The organism is Dyadobacter sp. CY356, from assembly GCF_021440195.1.
In the GTDB taxonomy this organism is placed as follows: domain Bacteria; phylum Bacteroidota; class Bacteroidia; order Cytophagales; family Spirosomataceae; genus Dyadobacter.
Window position 1 is genome coordinate 871,813 of record NZ_JAJTSZ010000001.1, and the last position, 20,299, is coordinate 892,111.

Consider the following 20,299-nt stretch of genomic DNA (forward strand, 5'->3'; position numbering starts at 1 on the left):
TATGAAAACACAGGAATCCAAACTCCATCGGAGTTTCCTGATATTTCCAGGATGCTCCTATGGAGCAAGGATTTCTGGATGTAATTATTTTCTATAAACAGGAATGTCCTTAGGAGATGGATCTCTAAAAAGTACTTTACCGGATGTGCTGTTATTCCGGAAAAAATTACAATTTCACAAACTCAACCCGTCTGTTATTTGCCTTTCCGGCTGCTGTATCGTTGCTGTCCACAGGTTCGGATTTTCCTTTTCCGTTGGTTTCCAAACGCGAAGAATCGATCCCGAAAGTTGTTGTCAGTGCCTGTGCTACGGCTTTGGCCCGGCGTTTGGAAAGTTCCAGGTTGGCATCGTCACTGCCGTCAGCATCCGTATGTCCTATGATGGTGAGTCTTGTAAGAACCACGAATGGCCGGGAAATTGCTTGTAAGTATGTGATTTTTACAGATCGGCAGACCTGATCAATTAAAATAATCAGCGGCTTTTAATATTTTGCGATGACCAATGTTTCTTATTTAAAAATAAACAATTTCTGTATTATTTTACCAGGATAATCGGAAAAATTCCGGTTATCCTGGTAAAAACATTCAATTTACGCTTCATTTCCTATCTTCACTTCATGTGCTTTATGGTAGAAAACTGAAAAAGAAGGACACAAAGTTTTATTTATTTATTCAGATCATTTCAGTATGCCACGCTCCATCGGAGCATCCTGTTTATAGCCCTGTTTATGAAAACACAGGAATCCAAACTCCATCGGAGTTTCCTGATATTTCCAGGATGCTCCGATGGAGCAAGGATTTCGGGATGTAATTCTTTTCTATAAACATGAATCTCCGAAGGAGATGGATCTCTAAAAATTACTTTACCGGATGTGCTGTTATTCCGGAAAATAATTACAATTTCACAAACTCAACCCGTCTGTTATTTGCCTTTCCGGCTGCTGTGTCGTTGCTGTCCACAGGTTCGGATTTTCCTTTTCCGTTGGTTTCCAAACGCGAAGAATCGATCCCGAAAGTTGTTGTCAGTGCCTGTGCAACGGCTTTGGCCCGGCGTTTGGAAAGTTCCAGGTTGGCATCGTCACTGCCGTCAGCATCCGTATGTCCGATGATGGTGAGTCTTGTAAGAACCACGAATGGCCGGGAGATTGCTCGTAAGTATGTTATTTTTACGAATCGGGCAGACCTGATCAATTAAAATAATCAGCGGCTTTTAATATTTTGTAATGACCATTGTTTGTTATCTGAAAATAAACAATTTCTGTATTATTTTACCAGGATAATCGGAAGAATTCCGGTTATCCTGGTAATACATTCAATCAACGCTTCATTTCCCTATGTTCACTTCATGTGCTTTGTGGTAGAAAACTGAAAAAGAAGGACACAAAGTTTTACTTATTTATTCAGATCATTTCAGTATGCCACGCTCCATCGGAGCATCCTGTTTATAGCCCTGTTTATGAAAACACAGGAATCCAAACTCCATCGGAGTTTCCTGATATTTCCAGGATGCTCCGATGGAGCAAGGATTTCGGGATGTAATTCTTTTCTATAAACAGGAATCTCCTAAGGAGATGGATCTCTAAAAAGTACTTTACCGGATGTGCTATTATTCCGGAAATAATTACAATTTCACAAACTCAACCCGTCTGTTATTTGCCTTTCCGGCCGCTGTGTCGTTGCTGTCCACAGGTTCGGATTTTCCTTTTCCGTTGGTTTCCAAACGGGAAGAGTCAATACCAAAAGTTGTTGTCAGTGCCTGTGCTACGGCTTTGGCCCGGCGTTTGGAAAGTTCCAGGTTTGCGTCGTCATTGCCGTCAGCATCCGTATGTCCGATGATGGTGAGTCTTATGGCTGCATTTTCTTTTAACAGTTTGGCGATATCCTGCAAGCTTCCGTATGACTGAGGTTTGATCTGGTCACTGTTTACATCAAACAAAATTCCGTTGGTGCTGAATTTACCTTCCGTCATCAATTTATTACGCAGGTTTGGTGCACCAACGGCCAGTTGTATATTACCCATAAAAAATGCTCCGTCTTTATCCTGATATTCAGGATTGCTGGATGAAAATACCAGCGAGTTTAAAGCGGCGTCCGCATCCAGGGCACGTGGTATATCAAGTATCTTCGTACTGTCGAGATATACCCTGACACGCTGTTTCTGTCGCCATATCGAAATTTTTACAGAGGGTTTACCGGGAACATTAAATTCAGGGATACCGTGTTTATACTGGCTTCCAATCAGGTTGGTTGAATAATACATTTGTCCTTTATCCGATGACGCAGGCTGGAAGCAAAGCTTGAAATTAGCCACTTCTGACGTGTTCAAGGCTTCTCCAAGTTTGAATTTTTCATTCGTTTCCTTGGTCTGCATAAAACTTATCATCCACTGACCAATGGCTGCCACTTGCTGGTTTGCAAGTAAATCCATTTGCAACGTGAAATTTTCAGGCAGGTTACTGCTTACATATTCGGGATAAAAAACACCGGTTTGCGCCATACGGAGCCATTTTCCTTCCCGGTTGTTGATCGTTACAAGCTCTGCGCTTGAACGGGTATTCCAGTTGGTCGGGAAATCGCCGATAGATTCCTGGGAAAAATCTTCGTGCACTATGATTTTTTCGCCGGGAATAAAATCAAATCTCGAATATGAATTTATGTCCTGGACTGCGGCTGGCTTCGGGCTGCTCACCGGTGTGTCATTGGCCGGTGCGGAAGTGGTTGAGCTTTCCTGAGGGTTATCCTGCTGTGTTGAAGTTTCCGGGCTTGCCGGCGTATCTTTCGGTTTCTTTTTCTGCGTCGCTTTATCGATCGACTGGTCTATTTTATCACCAACTTTTTGTTCTACTTTATTTCGAAGTCTGTCCAGAAGCTGGGCATTTCCCGGTGTAACGGAGGCACTGACTAATAATACCAATAATAACTTTTTCATTTCAAATCATTAGAATTCCACAAAACGTGTCGATGAAACTTGTTAACACGCAGTCACAAAGACAAAGTAGAAAAAATTTGATTGAAATAGCAAGTTGGCGGTCGGCAGTCGGCTATCGGCAGTCGGCTATCGGCTTTCGGCTCATGGTTTATTCCCTGCATTATTTTTTGTAATCTGGCTTTCGACTAATTTCACGTTTCATTTCCGGCATTAATTGTGTATTTGGATAGCCGACGGCCGATCACTGACTGCCGATAGCCGATCGCCGAAAGCCGACCGCCCAAAAAAAATACCCTTCTGCAAAAATGCAAAAGGGTATTTGTAAAACTTATGAGGAGGGAGATAATACTATTTTGCGATCACGATTTTATGATTGCTTACAGTACCGTTAACATTTTTGATATGTAGAATGTAAGTGCCCGGAGTGAACTTGCTTACATTGATACCGTCAGCAGTTACTTTGTTGCTGCTGAAAAGCGCACGGCCGTTCATGTCAAGTATAGAAACCTGTTTTACCTGTGCAAGATCCATGTCCTGAACGAATACTCTGTCCGCAGATGGATTTGGATAAATACTCACAGCAGGAGCACCCAGGCCATCAAACTTAACACTCTGGATACGGCTGTAAGCGAAAGTTGCATCTCTGTCAATCATTTTCAGACGGTACAGGTTTTCTCCTGTTGCAGGATTAACGTCCGTGAAGCTGTAAACATTTCTAACCTTGCTGTCTCCGTGAGAATCCACAGTTCCGATTTTGTTCCAGTCTTTTCCAGAAATACTGTGCTGAATCTCGAAATGATCACTGTTTGTTTCTTCCGTAGTTTCCCAGTTCAGTCTAGCGATTTTGCCTTCTTTCGTCACTTTAAACACCGTCAATGTTACAGGAAGCGGAATGGCATTCACTGTAATCGTTGCCTGGTTGGATGTCTGTCCGTTTGTATCCGTGATCGTGTATTTGATCGTACTCGTTTTTGGTGTTGTCAAACCAGCTTCTGGTGTGAAAGTAACAACACCCGTAGTGGTATTGACAGTATAATTTCCTTCTCCCGGAATCGTAACATTGGTTGAAGGCGAATTTGTAGCCGGATCGATCAACATTACTTTTGTTGGATCAATCGGAGCTGAACCCGGTGTATCGTTTGTCAATACGGTGATCGCGATAGGGACACTGGTGGTACCGGCGTTGTCATCGGTTGCCACAGGAGGGTTTAGTGCCGCAATCACCACAATGCTGCTGGATGCATTATCATTTCCCGAATTATTGGTTCCCACAGGTGGCAAAGAACCTGCGTTGATGCTCATTGGAGCAGGAAATCCTGGCGTTGTGACAATTCTTCCGATAACAGAGATATAAGCGATATACGCACCTTGTCCGGGAAAGTTACCTTTATCACTTACAATCTGGATCGTTGTTCCTGATACCGGATCATAAGGACTCATGTATACTGATAAAAATGCAAGCGCTGCCGGATCATCAAAAGTTACATTCTGTGCTTCGACATTGGGAGGAAGATTTATCGTCCAGGTGGCATTATTACTTTGAAGTATAGCCGCAGAGCTACCATTTAAAACGTCGGCCTGGATAGTGGTTACTTCATTCACCATGATGGGTGATTTGTCGGGATTGATGCCTGCAACCGCAGGATCCTGTGCCATGGCAGAAAAACTTGCCAGTACGAAGATTAGAACCGATAAAATTTTTGTTCTCATAATTTGGTTTGGATTTGTGTTGTATAGTTTATTTGGGTAAAAAAATTGAAATCGAAGCATCTGTTGAGACAATAAACCTGCAACAGATGCCCGAACTTTATTTATAATGCGTTGATAATCCTTGTGTAAATATTATTTCCGTCCACGCTGTCGTAATTGAAATTAGTCGCATCGTTAATAACATTGACTGTTATAACAGCCGTGCTGCTTGGTTGTGCTGAAACGCGTGTAACTGTATAGCCCAATACTGCACTGGCGGCCTGCGCTATTGTGATTCCCGGTTTCGCCTGGAAAGTAAGCCTGCGACCACCCAGAGCCGTTGCTACCACCGTCCAGTCAGCATTTTTTACAGTAACCGGAATAGCAGATCCTGTTGGCGTTATCGAAGTTTGTGTTGCATTAAAAGCGATCGAATAACCTGTCGGAACAGTTACAGAAAACTGGACATTTGCTCCGGTGGCCACAGAAAGTAACTCATACAAACCCGCTGTGAAGTTTTTGGTGATACCATTGGCCGAGAAGTTATTGTTTGGCAAAATGATAATCGGTGTCAAATCGGGAGCTGCGGCACCGAAAGTATAAGCTGTGTAAGTATTGGGCACAATACTGGCTGTGGTGGTGATAGAGCCGGCGGTAAGAACACTTGGCGTTCCGTCCAGTATGGAATTGACATCGACCGCTGATGGGATTTTAACCCATTGAGTCCCGTCCCAACCGAGAATTGAAAGACGATTAACCAGTGAGGAGGTCAGCGTGGTAATATCACTTGTGGCATCCCAGGTTAAGGTGATCGGCGTGGCATTGGTTCCATTGATGTCCCAATACTCAACCGGGCTTACGCGGCTTACACCTGGTCCCTTGCTTGTGGTAGCAAACGGCCCGCCTGCGGGTAATGCAGGGTAAGCTGATCCTGTAAAAAGATTTGAAGTAACAGCAGAACTTGGGTCTGCAAAGAAATAAGCCCCGCTCGTACCATCTGCCGAAGCAGCAAACTGCCCCGCATTACCATTATCACCAACCGGGAAAATAAACTGGCCTGTACCATACTTGCGCACATAACCATCCACATAACTAACATCCGTTACTCCCGTAGCCGTAAGGTTGTTACCAAAATAATTAAGATAACTGATCGTTGCCGTGGCGCGCTCTGTCAGGATTACGCCGGGTTGTGTACCACCTGCCGGAGCAGCGAAAGTGTGGTTGCCAAAAAAAGTCATTTGCGCACCGCCGAAAATGGTGGTATTGCCCTGGCTGCCTTCCTGCGCCATGGCCGAGCCAACCGAAGCCGCGGTAAACAAAGCCAGCATAGCTGCTGCATTTTTCAATCCCTTCAAACGGGATGAGGTATTATAATTTTTTTTCATTTGAGAGTTCTGTTAATTGTGTGTAGTTTTTTTGATGGTTTGCGTTTTTGACGCTATGTTTTTAACTGGTCTGTGGGGGCACAGTGCACGGGGCTAGAGTTTAACAGCTACGATCGCAGCAATATTCTGAACGTTTCCTGTTCTGCTTAGAGAAAAATAACGAGGTTTAATCACAGTATTATCTGCTGTTACAACTACCAACTGCTGTACTTCACCCGCTGCTTGATAGTAAGATATCGTAGGGATAACGTGTGGACCATTATTTTGACTTGTTACTATCCAGTAGTATGATGGAAAAGTTGCAGCTCCGGAAGCAACGACAAACTCAAAATAAAAGAATGATGGCCAGGTTGTTGCCAGGGTAGCTACTGTTGCAGGGTTTGGAGGAGTTGTGTAATCATATTGTGCGTAATAATACAATTGATAGGTACCTTTATTTAAAGTTATCGGACAGTCTGGGGTGAGCGAACCATTAGGAACTGTGGTGATTGGGACTGTAACTGGAGAATTTCGAAGACCAGTTACTATAACAGTTCCAGCAGGCGGTTGCCAAGTTCCAACTCCATTTGCATCAGATGTAAAGAGTTTTCCATCTCCCTGCGAACCATCCGCAATCGTAACCTTCCCAGTTGTTTTGTCTACACTGACTTTATTCCCAGCCGTAGAAGCCTCGACTTCCAGATTATTAGCTGCATTAATCGTCGAAGGATTCGTTCCAATTTTCACCTGGGCGAAAACTGCGGAAGAGCCGAAAAGCATACAGGCAGCAAAGAGTGCTTTGTAGAGTTGTTGTTTTTTGATCATTGTGTGTAGTAGTTTAAATTGGAGAAAATTGTTTAAAGTGCTGAACGGGGTTTTTAGTTAATCTGTGAGGACACAGACCATGGATTAGAGTGAACAGACCAATGGTAAGTGTTTAATCTCAGTCAAACACTTTGTAACCAAACCACTCATTGTAATTACCGCCAGAGTGGCTTCTTGTAGTGAATGTGCTAAGAGAAGTATTTATGTAGCGAACCTGATACGTGATTGGGGCATTTGTAATTGTTATGTATCTAACCCCATCTGTAAACATAAAACTTCCATAAGTTAAACTTTGCTGATGATTAAGGATAGCAGAGGTTTGGCCTAATTCTATTCCGATCCATGCACCGTTGTTAGTCATGGGTGTGCTATAATCACCGATAATGGCCCAACTCACTGCATATGTTCCATTTTCCGGAAAAGTAAGACTGACATTTCCGGAAGTACTTCCTGCCCAGTTTCCAGTAACAGCTGTTGGGACTGTTGCAACTCCATCACCGGTATAAGTTACCTGAGCCCGAACAAGTTTTTGTGGCTGCCAGCTTGCAGCTCCATTGGCATCAGAAGTATATACTTTGTTTAGCCCCTGAGTTCCATCTGCAATCGTAACTTGTCCAGTCGTTTTGTCAATACTCGTTTTCCGCCCAGCCGTAGAAGCTTCAACCTCTAAATTGTTAGCCGCATTAATTGTCGTTGGATTTGTTCCAATCTTCACCTGCGCGAAAACAGATGAAGTACTGAAAAATAAGGCTGCACCTAGCATAGCCGCCGATAGTATTTGTTTTGTTTTCATTTGGTTTGATCTTTTTAAGTGTGAATTTGTGTGTTTGAATTTTTACTGTCTGTTACAATCAATACGGGATCCGGCGAAGCGGATGGTGTTGATCAGTGCCTTGCCGGAAGCGGATCCTGAGCCGGAAACAACAGCGGAGCTGATCATGATGAATACAGTTTCACCGGCCTCTGCATTAACCACCACCGAAAGCGAGTGGGCAAGTCCGTTGGCATAATTCACATCCGCGAGTATGCTTCTGGCAACAATTCCTTTGCTGCCTGTCTGGATTGACATCTGCGAATTTCTTGTGCCAATCGCCGAGTTGTTACCTTCTCCCGCTGTGGCTGTGAAAATGTAAGTGCCCTTTGCCGGGACGGTGTATATGCCCGTGGCAGGATTGTACGCATTGGCAGGATCAATAATGTTGTCGCCCGGCATAAGGACAGCGGCCGTTCCCAATGTCATGGCATAACTTGTCTTTGAGGCTTCAAAGGCACTGCATGTACCGTTTGTAAAAGCTTCCCAGGTTGCCACGCCATTGGCATCGGAGGTCAGCACTTTTCCAGTTCCCTGCGATCCGTCCGCAATCGTCATCTTACCGCTCGTTTTGTCAATACTCACCTTGTTTCCAACCGTTGCACTTTCCACTTCCAGATTGTTTGCTGCATTGATCGACGTTGGATTTGTACCAATTTTAACCTGTGCAAAAACATCCGGCGCGTTAAACAAGACCCCCGAAAAAAAGAGGATTGAGAAGATCATTTTTACCGCAAGCGGATGATATAGGGACGCTTTAAAGTTCATCGGTTAGTGTGTGTAAAACTGAAATTTAGATTTGAAAATGATAAGAAAAGATCTGCCCCGGCAGCCTTATTAACCATTAATACTTAACCATTAAAGAGATCGCCAAAGCCGCCTTCTTCATCGTCCAGGTTTGCGGGCCGGCTAAAATGGGGGTTGAGCTGATCAGTTTTATTTTATCACCTGCCGCAGCTTTCACCACCAGCGCACCACCAACGGGCATGTCCTTTCCTTCAAATGAAGATGTCTCTGATATCAGGACCTTCTCACCGGATTGCAATATGGCAAAGCCACCTGCGGCAAAAGGATTGCCTACATAATCGTCTGTAAAGAAGTTGATACCTGATAAAGAGATGGCGTAGTAACCTGCCACTGGGATTGTATATTCCTTCGTGGCACTGTTCCATCCTGATTCAGGGTCAAAATCAGAAATGATGTTTATCGGCGTTCCGGCATCATCCTGTCCCACGCTTTGGCTGGTGGCATATCCCGCAAACACAATACCCGCCTGCCAGCTTCCGCCACCGTTCGTATCGGAGGTGAATACACGTCCGGCCTTCTGGGTGCCATCGGCAATCGTTACCTGCCCGGTCGTTTTATCAATACTGGTTTTTCTCCCGGTTGTTGATGCCTCCACTTCCAGATTGTTTGCGGCATTAATCGTGGTTGGATTTGTCCCGATTTTTACCTGTGCAAAAAGTGAGGAAGCTGAGAAAAACATCACAGTAGTGTAAAAAGAAATGGACAGGTACTTGACTCGTTTCATGTTCGATTCAGATAGGTTAATGTGTGTTGTTAATGTCGATGGATTAATGGCGATTTTAATTTGGTAGCTGGTTTATTATCGGGTATGTAAAGACAAAGACCACGGAATAGACACAGACCACGGATTAGATAAACTATTGGCTAATTGAGACAATAACCTTTTGCTGAGCAAAATCATTATTTCCGCAAGAACCTGTCAAGGCTTGTTTTCCCACACCAACCGTTGCCGCGGCACCGGAATTCTGCCATGGTGCTAAAAATACCTTCACATTATATGATCTTACAGGAAGATTTTTTAAGGCACTTTTTAAATTAATGTATTGGCCTGAGCATCCGGTAGTTGAATTGGTAATAAAGTAATAATCTACCATTTCATATACTCCCGGAGTATTTTTGTCAATGGCGAGAGCAATATAGAAAGACACGGGAGTAGTGTTTGATGCCACAGAATAAGCTCCGCTCATGTCAATTAAAACATCACTTAATGTATTTGTGACTTCAAAACTTGCATTTCTATTAAGATCAACCGCGCAAGCCGGAATGGGCCCAAAGGGCAAACCACAAGTACCTGCCGTACCTGCTGCAATATTTACAACAACACCTGGGGTAGTTTGTGGAAAGGAAGTTATTGAAGTAGACTTAACTAATGGAGCCAATGCTACCCAGCCAGTGCCGTCCCAATAATACTCACCAATTTTAGAAACAAGGGTTGGATATGTTGTATTGGAGGAAGTTATTGACATATTGGTATTAAAAACATGCATACCAGCGGCTGATGTTCCATCCAAACCCCATGTTGTTGTATTTGTCAAAGAAATACGTGGCATTAATAAAGCTTTGGTTGCACTTTCTATTTCGAGTGCAGAACCTGCATTAATAACCGTAGGATTATTTCCAATCTTCACTTGCGCAAAAACCGAAGAAGAACCAAATAATAGAGCACCTGCAAACATAGCCGTGCAAAGTGTCTTTGATAATAGTTGTTTTGTTTTCATTGTGTGTACTGATTAGTGTAGGATTAAATAAAAGTGTGATTGTAATGGTTAATTGTTAATGTTGGAGGGTCAGGATTAACGGGCCTGTCAGGGAATTTTCCGCTGCGGAAAATTTCTGGGGTTGTTTGTGATTGTTGTGTGTATAGTGCTTATTTAATGATTAATGGTTTAGGGTTAATGAGGGGAGCCGGTTGGGCTTTCCTTCTTAACCAATATCTTTTTTTGTTAATGTTGGATTGGGTTTGGGCTGGATTTGTTTTTTATATCTATTGAGTGCGTAGTGAATATCTTCGTCAGGGCCTGGCGAGTTTTACCAGGATCATGAGGACGAGCAAGCCGAGGAGCTTTAACCAGGTTGTTATTGAATTTGGAGCGTAAAATCTATTCATATAGGGAATGTGTGGTTTGGTTTACAAAGACAATTTCTTTTTGTTTTATCCGTTCCTGGCTTGTTCTGGCAGGTTTTATTCTTTTGACACTTATACTAAGCGTCGTTTGAATAATTCCTGCCTCAAATCTGAGAAATACAAAAGCTTTTCTTTGTAGAGGCCAACTTTCCATTTTGTAGAAATATCTCCCGCGGTTTGTCGACTTGGTGACATCACGCTTTCACTCCACCGTGTTTTTGGTTATATAAGCCCTGGAAATTGCTTCTCAGCAACAGATTATACATTTTTGAAAATTGTTTTTCAGTATAAGTCGTTGACCTGATCCATAACAGTGGAAAGCAAGTCTTGAAGAGATGGCCGTTGTTGCAGAAGTATAATGTGGCAACCGGCAGTAATTAAAAGTAAAAAGTAATTTCATGTATTATTTAAATTATTGATGAAGTATTGGTCTTTCGCTGCTGTTTTTTAACAATGCAAAGTAATCTGTTGAGAAGTTAAAAAATTGTAGAGCGGGATGTTCAGGCGGATAGAATCATCTCGGAGTTATTTTCCCAATCTCACGTTTGATCATACTACTATTACTACATGGACTCCATAGTATAATCTACACACTCATGATGGACGCTCGCTGGTAAAAACTTCTTTGCCGTTTTACCGTTAAATAAATTCTTCGAAATATTTCTAGGCTTATGGAGTAGAACTATTGCTGGTACAATGCTAAATAGTTCGTCGTCGTAATAAATTGATTTTTAACCTTTTTGAGATATCTATATCGGTTCAGGGCCCCTGGCGGTTTGCCGGTGGAATATTCACGAAATGTCATATTGTACAATTTCCGGATTTTGAGATTTTGGTGTCTGACATTTTTTGGCAATATTGGTTTAAGATTCAGATCGTAATGAACTGTTAGTCACAAAGTACTACGTAAAAAAAACAGCAATAGCTTCAATGAAAACGACCTTTTATTGGAAACACCGGACAGGTAAAACTGAATATTGCGGAAGGAGAAAATGATCTTTAAATAAATCATCTTCCAGGGGAAATCCTCCCTGCCCGAATCACCAAAATAGCCACCGGAGCCGATAGGAAACAATCGGTCCGTTTTTTTTCGTATTTCAATAACGTACAAGAAAGAAAACACCGGCCGGCAGAACTCAACGTATCTTAAAAAGTTAGAGAAAATTCTATTTTTATAGTGACTTTCTACAAATCCTACGTAGAATATAGGACGGATTTGTATTCACGATCTGCTATAAACGTATCAAAAATGTTACCAACCAACCTCCTCTAATAAAAAAGCGTTATGAAAAGAGTTCTGCTTACCCTGCTTGTTATCTTTCTCTGGCCCGGCCGGGCAAGTGCACAAAAAAACTATTATGTTGAGCATTATTCCGGTGACAACGGGCTGCCGCAAAACAGTGTAAAAACACTTTCGGCAGATTCGGAAGGTTTTATCTGGATGGGCACCGAAGACGGACTGGTCAGGTATGACGGATCCCGGTTTTATGTCTTTAATAAATTTAACCTTGGTATCTCCAACACACGGTCCATATTTACACAGCCATCCCTGCGGCATTACCCGGGGCATGATAAGAACGGACAACATACCAAAGGCCGGAATGCAATAAGTTATGCTTATTTCATGGGCGGAGAGAGTGTCCGTATCGAGAAGGGAAAAGCTGTTTTCGATATGAACTATTCGAGGGATCAAGCGAAAAGGCTGGAACCGTTTGGTCAAAAAGTTCCAAATTATTTACAGGCGACAGGTTATCCCAATTTTCTTGATAAGCTGGATGTGTCTATGCCACAATATCTCATCCGGGCAGGCAACACCAGTGCTGATTTTTACCTTTGCGATAGCACCCAAATTCAATACTTTGAAAACTGGAAGTTAAAATACAGCCTTCCCTTTAAGAGAGATAATCTATGGGGTTATTTCGTGATGGGGCAGGCGTTATATTATTTTGATGAGCAGTCAGGTTCAATCACCCTGGTTTCGGAACATGAAACTGAAAAGAAAGTCATAACGGGAGCTATCACTGAACATCCGCTCTACAAATCAAACGGGGGGAGGATTAGTATTTACTGGAATAACGTGGCCGACGAGACGTTCCTGAACATTGGTGATGATCTTTATATACTCGAAGCTCAGCCGGATGGTTCCTTACAAACCAGGCTGTTGGCTGCGGACTTTGACTTAAAATCAAATGGCATTGAAAGAATATACTACGACTATGGCACTAAAAAAATATTTCTTGGAAGTGCCACGGAAGGACTTTTCATTCTTACACCCCATCAGTTCAGGACGGTAAGTATTAAAGGTGACATTCGTGATAACATATTTTATGGTCAGGTTCCGTATACCAGGAATTCGGTGATTACAGCCGATGGCAGGATTGTGGGTTATGATCCGTTGTCAGGAAAAGTTACTGACACGTATTTTGCTCCACTGCGTAAGGTTAATGACCGTGATAAGTTATTGATCGTGAAGGACGCCCAAAGTAAATCTTATTGGACCAAAAACGGTAATGTATTGCTAAATGTCGGATTGGAAAATCCTTATAAAACGCAGTCATGGGCTTTTAAATACAATGTTGAAACCATGCACCAGGATGAAAAAGGAGGGCTGTGGATCGGGGCGGCAGGGGAAGGGTTATTTTATAAAGACGCTGTAAAAGTTCCTGAACTTTTTATAAAAGGTCCTTTTGGAGGTACAAGCGTCATATTCTTAAATGACAATCACTTGCTGGTAGGAACCATAGATGGCTTGTATGATATAGAAGTCCGTACCAAAAAATACCACTTGGTGCCAGGTACGGAAAAAATACATTTCAAGGCAATTTTCAGGGACAAAGATAAAAACATATGGCTTACTGCCCTGGACAAAGGTATGATGCTGATAAAACCGGATGGCTGTCTGATCAGTTTTCCGCTGGATGCCAACCGGTATCTGGCCAGTCCTCATGGTATCGTTCCCGAAAGAGATTATTTTTGGATTCCAACGAATAAGGGTCTTTTTCAGATATCCAGGACAGATTTGCTGACTTATGCGCAGTGTAGCGAAAATGAAAAACACGGCGTTAAAACGTCAAACCGATTAAATGTTGACGAACTATATTATGAATATCATTCGAAGGAGGAAGGTTTTCTGACAAACGAATTTAACGGATCCTGTGGGCCGGGTTTTGCCAGGCTGGAAAATGGATATATTTCCCTGCCTTCTCTGAACGGACTGGTATGGTTTAAACCCGAAAGGATACGGAACAATCAAACAGACGGAGCCATTGTTTTAGACAGGGCAGAAGAAAACCGCCGGAATCTGGTGATCTCAAATGACAGTCTTTACTTTCCTTTAAACCCTACCCAGGTAAAACTTTATTTTACTTCCGCTTATTTTGGAAATCCCTACAATATGAGAATGTCTTATGCGCTGGTGAAAGATGGGCTTGTTCCCGGGGCGGAAGACTGGATTCCTATTAGAAATGAACATAACAGTTTAGAGTTTTCGAGCCTAAGTTCCGGAAATTATACTCTGATTGTCAGGAAGCTGAATGGCTTTGGAGTAAATAACTACACGATCAAAAAGATTTATTTTGTTGTGCCTCTTTTGTGGTATCAAACCTGGTGGGCAATGGTATTGACCATGTTACTGCTGCTTGCTGTCGTTTATTTTTACAATTTGTGGAAGCTGAAAAAAGTAAAGTTTGAAAATGCAAGACTGGAAGAGGTGGTGGCCAGGCGTACGGAAAGACTCAACAAAACAATGACAGATCTGGAAGAATCAAAAAATGAAATGTCGCAGCAGGTGCACATGCTTTCCAGATTGCTTACATCCATGTCGCATGATATACAGTCACCTTTGAATTTTCTTGCACTTACCTCCGGGAATATTCCAAAAATGATACAAAAAGGGCAATATCAGGATGTGGCGATGCTGGGCGAAATGATATCGGATTCCTCCCGAAGTATGAGCAATCTGCTGGGTGGATTGATGGATTATATCAAGGCCCATGTTTATGAAAACAGTCTGCATTTTGAAGCTATAAATTTGCGCGAGCTTGTGGACCGGAAGTTCGGGATCTTTAAAAACATGATTCTTGAAAACGGTACAGAATTTTCAAATGAAATTCCCGTTGGTACCGAGGTCTTTTGTGATTACCAGATGCTCGGGATCATGATCCATAACCTGATCGACAATGCAGCCAAGTTTACGCGTGATGGTGTGATCAGAGTATATTTTAATGCCAATGCTGAAAATGAAAAGGAACTTGTGATCTCCAATTCGACATTAGGTGTTCCGATGGCGATGCAGGAAATGATCAATTCAACGGAAAAGAAAAACGTGCATTTGCCTGTCAGACAGGATTTGTCAAGCCCGCCTGCACCCAGGACAAGTCTGGGTTTGTTGATTGTGAAAGAAATTGCAGCATTGATTGGTATTAACCTGAAAGTAACACAAACGGATGTTACGAGTTTCCATTTGATTTTTCCTTGTGATAAGTAACAATTAAAAAGCCGGTGATGAAAACGGATACTGTATGTTTTGTGCATATAGAAACAATGTTTTTCGTCACCGGCTTTTAAATACTAATCTTGAATTTCCATCTTTATATAGGACTGTCTGAATAGTTTTTTTGTTATAAAGAAATCACGCGCTCAGCATTAATTTCTTTTAAAAAATGCTGGTCATGTGAAATGATCAGGAGTGTACCCTCATACTGATTGATCGCAGCGGTTAATATTTCTATGTTCCGGATATCCAGATTATTGGTCGGTTCGTCAAGAATGATCATGTCAGGTGCCTGGTTGCTGATTGTTAATGAACACAGAATCAGACGCATTTTCTCCCCGCCGCTGAGCGTACTGCATGGTTTGTCCCAGTAGTTTTTTGTAAATAAAAAACGGTTGAGCCGGATTTTTATCTCATGCTCCTGCAAAACTCCTGCATTAAACATTTCAGCCTGTTTGTAAACGGAAAGATCGTTATTGATGATTGAATAATCCTGGTCAATATAAACTGATCTGAAATCTGCTCTTTCGATGATACCAGTTTGGGGTTCAAGTTCTGCCAGGATCAGTTTGATCAGTGTTGTTTTTCCCGAGCCGTTTGAGCCTGAGATCACAATCCGTTCACCGCTGGTAATTTGAAAAGTTAAATTATTATCCCAGAGTAAATCCGTGGAATATCCATAATTCATATTTGTCGCATCGATAAGTATTTTCCCGCTGTGGAGTGCGGAATTATCCAGATCAACTTTCATTTTGTCTGTATCGGACAATTCTCTCCGGAGCTGGCTTAGATCCTGCGCAATGGAACCGACCTTTTCTGTGTGCACATCCCGGATTCGTGCAGTACTTTTTTCGGCGTTATTTTTAAGGGTATTCATAGAAATTTTTGGAAGCCCGGCTTTTTCCTGCTTTTTCTTGCCCCGTGCATCCAGTTTTTGCTGACGTTCAATTGATTCGCGTTCCACTTCCCTTGCCTTTCGAAATGCTTTTTCCCTGTTACGGATATCCTGATTTAAAGCCTCGGATTCAATTTGCTTTTGTCCGGCATAGAAATCATAATTGCCGCCATAAACGTTTATTCCCTGTTTGCCGAGTTCGAAAACTTTTGGAAGCAAATTCAGTAATGTCCGGTCGTGGCTCACGACTATCAAAGTGTTGGTCGCAGACCGGATGTATTGATATAGAATTTCCCTGCTCATGATATCCAGATGATTACTGGGTTCGTCGAGCAAAACGATTTCCGGCATATGGATCATGATACCAGCCAGGAAAACCTTTGTCTTTTGTCCGCCGCTAAGCGAATCCATTGGTTGATTCAGATCCAGGGATTGCAGGTTCCAGTGCATAAGCGCCTCTTTGCAGCGTTCTTCGATCGCCCAATCGTCATTCAGCTTTAACAGATTTTCTTCGGTTACCTGGCCGTTAAGGATATTCTGTAACGCACTTAATTTAATATCCACCCCCAGTGCCCGGGCAATGGTATAATGATTGAATTGTCCAAAAATCTGCGGAACATAATAAGGCTTCGAATCCGTTTTTACCTGGCCCGATAATATAGTAAGATCACCTGTTAAAATTTTTAAAAGGGAAGATTTGCCCGAACCATTATTACCGATCAGCGCTATTTTTTCGTGTTTATTAATGATCAGATTTATATCAACAAACAGGACATCCCGGTTGGGATGTGCATAAGTAACATCACTAAGAAAAAGCATAATTTCTTTCTTTTGAAAATGAATAATCACAGCAGCCTTCATAGGTTGCCGTTTATTTTTCTGAAAGAAATTATATATTACATTTAAGAATGTGTTTTGTGTTACTTGTGCAAAGGTAAAAAAATACCTTTAAATCGCAGAATTTTTGGAAGCTAAGGGATTCGCATGGATACAATCTGCGCAAGTAAAATTTAACGTTTCAGGATAGAAAACAATAATCATGGGTAGAAAAATTATAAGCATCATTGCAGGTTACGCTGTTTTTGTGATCAGTTCTCTGGCACTTTTCCGTCTATCGGGACAAAAACCGCATGCAGATGCAACGCTATCATTTATGATTCTGACTGCTGTTTATGGAGTAGTGTTTTCATTTCTTGCAGGCTTGGTGACGCAGCTGGTTTCGGGAGCAAAAGATATAAAACTGAGTTATATTCTTGCTTTTGTTCTGGCTGGTTTCGCGGCTTTCTCCATGTTCAAATCGGAGGGGAGTCATTGGACACAAATACTCGCGATCCTGATTTTTGCGCCTGTAACGATTTTGGGTGGATTGTTTTTTATCAGGAAGTATAGTGTTTCACGCAAAGCTGACAAGAATGGCAAAGCTCGCTAAGATTTTTACTTCGCGAGCTTTGCCTTGTCTTTTTTACTTTGCGTGAAACTATTCTCACAACGACCCTAAAATCTTTTCCAGATCAATACCCTTTTCCAGTACAGGTTTAAAGATATCACCCTCTGATTTAATTCTTTCCAGCGCATTTACTATGGTAAAATCCGCCATTTTTAAACCCTTTTTCACCTCCGTCCAATGCAGCGGCATGGATACCGTGGCACCAGGTTTCGGCCGGATTGAATAGGGGGCGGCTAATGTTGCTGCGGGGCGGTTTTGCAGATAATCGATATATAACTTTCCTTTCCGGTTTTTGGTCATTCTTTCAATGCTGGTAAAACCCGGCAAGGCCTCGTTTGCACTGGAAGCAACCCATTTTGCAAATAACTGGGATTGATCATAATCATATTTTGCGCCAAGCGGAATGTAAATATGGATTCCTGTTGAACCGGAAGTTTTGCAGAATGACGGGACTTTAACGTTGTCCAGAATATCCTTAATGACATTGGCTGTTTCGATAACCTGCTCAAAAGTATTGGTTTTATCGGGATCAAGATCCAGAATACACCAGTCAGGATTATCAGGTTTCTGCACAGTACTGCTCCATGGATTTATTTCAATGGCCCCCATATTGACCATCAGCAGCAAACTGGCTTCATCGTTACACAACATGTAGTTTTTTTCCTGATCATCATCATTTGATTTGTAAGGAAATTCTTCCACCCAGTCCGGCACTTTTCCGGTGACATCTTTTTGATAAAAACTTGGGCCGCTTATGCCATTTGGAAAACGGTTAAGTGATTGCGGCCTGTCTTTCAAATAAGGCAGTATGTATGGCGCAACCTGATAGTAATAATTAAGCATGTCTCTTTTAGCATACTTTTCTTCGGGCCAGAATATTTTGTCAAGATTTGTGAATTTCAATTCCCTGCCATTCACTTTTCTGACCTGCGATTTCTCTGTTGGGTTTAGCAAAGTTTTCCTGTCGGATTTCCCCGGAGCCTTAATGATTGATGCGGTCTCTTTTTTATCTGCCTTCTCAGTAGCATTTTTTACAATTTCCTCCGTTGGAGCTTCTGTCTCTCTTACGACATCTTTGGGGTTTTTATCTTCACGCATGGCTACAAATGAGGGATGTCGGAAGACACCTTCTTCGGTAATTTCCGCAAAATTGATTTCACAAACAAGTTTTGGTTCGAGCCAGGTTGCCGAGGCATCCGGCGGGTTTGGCCGGAAACGTGATGGTTTATTATAATCAGGAATTTGTTGAAAAGGACTTTTTTTCGTCGTCAGCGGCTTGAATAATTCCAGCATTTCTTTCTGCTGTTTGTTATTAAATCCCGTCCCGACTTTCCCGACATACTGCAATTTCCCGTCCTGATAAGCTCCCAAAAGTAAAGCACTGAACAATTTGGACGTTCCTTCATTGCGGGTATAACCGGCAATGACAACTTCCTGCCGTTTCTGTACTTTGATTTTGAGCCAGTTTTTTGAGCGGTCGCCGGGGAAATATACACTGTCCGAGCGTTTTGCGATAATGCCTTCCAGTCCCATGGTTTTGGCCACTTCAAAGAATTCAGTACCACGCGCGTCCATACTAAACCCGCTTTTTATGATACTTTCCTTCGGAATTAAAGTTTGCAAAATTGCCTTGCGTTCTTTTAACGTCAGCTCCATCAGATTTTTTCCGTCAAGCCAAAGTACGTCAAAAACATAATATAAAAGTTGTCCGTCGGCCTCGCTGCGCCAGTTTTGCAGGGAATTAAAATTGGAAATTCCCTTATCGTCAACAACCACAATTTCTCCATCCACAACAGCCTCAATCCCCCAGTTTTTTACCGCATCCAATACCGGATAAAATTTGTCGTTGAACGATTTGTTATTTCTGGACCGAAGTTCAGTTACATCTTTATTTAAGAAAGCCAGTGCCCGGTAACCATCCCATTTTACTTCATATTCCCAACCAGGATCGTCAAAAGGTTCGTCTACCAAAGTGGCCAGCATGGGTGTGAAAAATTCCGGAAATTTCGCTTTTTTCCCTTTTTTAAGAATTTTTCCAATGTCTGCATCCGCCTCCGGTGTCTCCGTATTTTCCGGGTCAACCTGTTTTTTTAGTTTTTTTTTAACTGTCGTTTTTGATTCAGATTTTACTGATTTTTTAGAATCCTTCTCTTTTTCAGGTTCTTTTTCTTCATCCGAACCATATATATTGTCACTTGTCTCAGCGATTTTTTCCAGGACTTTTCCCGAAACCACCGACTTGTTCATTTCTGTAATATCCTCATCATTAGCAAATTCGTCCCTGTGTTTAATCAGCAGCCACGAATTATCAGCCATACCTTTGGTTTTAACAAGCGCGAATTCTCCTTCCAGCTTTTTACCATGAAGGATAAATTTCAACGAACCGGATCCGAGTTCTTCCAATAATTTTTTTTCCTGATTTTCCCGTCCTTTGGTAGGTTCGATTGGCTCGTAAGTGCCTTCATCCCAGACCATCACCGTCCCTGCTCCATAATTTCCGTCAGGAATGATTCCTTCAAAATCTTTATAATCATAAGGGTGATCCTCCACCATCATGGCAAGCCTTTTTACGGACGGATCCGTAGACGGACCTTTTGGAACGGCCCAGCTTTTTAATACACCATCCATTTCCAAACGAAAATCATAATGAAGACGTGAAGCTGCGTGTTTCTGTATGACGAAACGGAGGGAAGCAGTTTTCGATTTGCCTCCCTCAGGCTCCGGCGTTTTGTTGAACGCTCTCTTTTCTTTATACTTAACTAATGTCATGGTATGTATATTTAAAGATTCGGATTTTATTCTGACCGTATCACAAAGCCGTTGTCAAACTTTGAATTTTGCTGCAAGGGACGGGTAACTTTTGCGTGAAAACTTTGTTTTTAAGAAAGCATATCAATAATTCAGACAAAAAATATG

At 42.1% G+C, this 20,299-nt stretch carries 14 protein-coding genes; 2 read left to right on the plus strand and 12 right to left on the minus strand.

Annotation, left to right across the window (positions count from 1 at the left end; translation table 11 throughout):
- Positions 1–166 precede the first annotated feature (166 nt).
- From LXL81_RS03690 to LXL81_RS03735, 10 genes are all read right to left on the minus strand, one after another.
- Positions 167–403: an OmpA family protein gene (locus LXL81_RS03690; protein ID WP_234645353.1), complete on the minus strand. Its 237-nt coding sequence runs from the start codon at positions 401–403 to the stop codon at positions 167–169.
- Between the two features lie 490 nt (positions 404–893).
- Positions 894–1,130, minus strand: a complete 237-nt coding sequence (locus LXL81_RS03695) for an OmpA family protein (RefSeq protein WP_234645353.1) — start codon at positions 1,128–1,130, stop codon at positions 894–896.
- A gap of 490 nt (positions 1,131–1,620) precedes the next feature.
- On the minus strand, positions 1,621–2,928 hold the full coding sequence (locus LXL81_RS03700) for an OmpA family protein (RefSeq protein WP_234645354.1): 1,308 nt from the start codon (positions 2,926–2,928) through the stop codon (positions 1,621–1,623).
- 348 nt (positions 2,929–3,276) lie between these two features.
- Positions 3,277–4,638, minus strand: a complete 1,362-nt coding sequence (locus LXL81_RS03705; RefSeq protein ID WP_234645355.1) for a T9SS type A sorting domain-containing protein — start codon at positions 4,636–4,638, stop codon at positions 3,277–3,279.
- Positions 4,639–4,739: 101 nt separating this feature from the next.
- Positions 4,740–6,002 carry a hypothetical protein gene (locus tag LXL81_RS03710; RefSeq protein ID WP_234645356.1) on the minus strand — a complete coding sequence of 421 codons (1,263 nt, stop codon included), beginning with the start codon at positions 6,000–6,002 and terminating at the stop codon, positions 4,740–4,742.
- A gap of 93 nt (positions 6,003–6,095) precedes the next feature.
- Positions 6,096–6,806 carry a hypothetical protein gene (locus tag LXL81_RS03715; RefSeq protein WP_234645357.1) on the minus strand — a complete coding sequence of 237 codons (711 nt, stop codon included), beginning with the start codon at positions 6,804–6,806 and terminating at the stop codon, positions 6,096–6,098.
- A 118-nt stretch (positions 6,807–6,924) separates the two neighbouring features.
- Positions 6,925–7,599, minus strand: coding sequence for a hypothetical protein (locus LXL81_RS03720; RefSeq protein ID WP_234645358.1), 675 nt, complete (start codon positions 7,597–7,599; stop codon positions 6,925–6,927).
- Positions 7,600–7,641: 42 nt separating this feature from the next.
- The gene (locus LXL81_RS03725) at positions 7,642–8,385 is read right to left on the minus strand and encodes a complement C1q domain-containing protein (protein WP_234645359.1); all 744 of its coding nucleotides are present in this window, start codon (positions 8,383–8,385) and stop codon (positions 7,642–7,644) included.
- A 76-nt stretch (positions 8,386–8,461) separates the two neighbouring features.
- On the minus strand, positions 8,462–9,148 hold the full coding sequence (locus LXL81_RS03730; protein ID WP_234645360.1) for a hypothetical protein: 687 nt from the start codon (positions 9,146–9,148) through the stop codon (positions 8,462–8,464).
- Between the two features lie 133 nt (positions 9,149–9,281).
- A complete protein-coding gene (locus tag LXL81_RS03735) occupies positions 9,282–10,142 on the minus strand; it encodes a hypothetical protein (RefSeq protein WP_234645361.1) in 861 nt (286 codons plus the stop codon).
- Positions 10,143–11,834: 1,692 nt separating this feature from the next.
- Between LXL81_RS03735 and LXL81_RS03740 the strand changes: the two genes are divergently transcribed.
- Complete coding sequence (locus LXL81_RS03740) at positions 11,835–15,035, plus strand: HAMP domain-containing sensor histidine kinase (RefSeq protein ID WP_234645362.1); 3,201 nt, start codon at positions 11,835–11,837, stop codon at positions 15,033–15,035.
- Positions 15,036–15,168: 133 nt separating this feature from the next.
- Here the strand turns inward: LXL81_RS03740 and LXL81_RS03745 are convergent, their stop codons facing one another.
- Positions 15,169–16,755: an ABC-F family ATP-binding cassette domain-containing protein gene (locus LXL81_RS03745; protein WP_234645363.1), complete on the minus strand. Its 1,587-nt coding sequence runs from the start codon at positions 16,753–16,755 to the stop codon at positions 15,169–15,171.
- Positions 16,756–16,975: 220 nt separating this feature from the next.
- Here LXL81_RS03745 and LXL81_RS03750 point away from each other — a divergent pair, with 220 nt between their 5' ends.
- Positions 16,976–17,365 carry a hypothetical protein gene (locus LXL81_RS03750; protein ID WP_234645364.1) on the plus strand — a complete coding sequence of 130 codons (390 nt, stop codon included), beginning with the start codon at positions 16,976–16,978 and terminating at the stop codon, positions 17,363–17,365.
- 54 nt (positions 17,366–17,419) lie between these two features.
- On the opposite strand, the gene ligD is transcribed toward LXL81_RS03750, so the two are convergent.
- Positions 17,420–20,152 carry a DNA ligase D gene (gene ligD / locus LXL81_RS03755; protein ID WP_234645365.1) on the minus strand — a complete coding sequence of 911 codons (2,733 nt, stop codon included), beginning with the start codon at positions 20,150–20,152 and terminating at the stop codon, positions 17,420–17,422.
- Positions 20,153–20,299 lie beyond the last annotated feature (147 nt).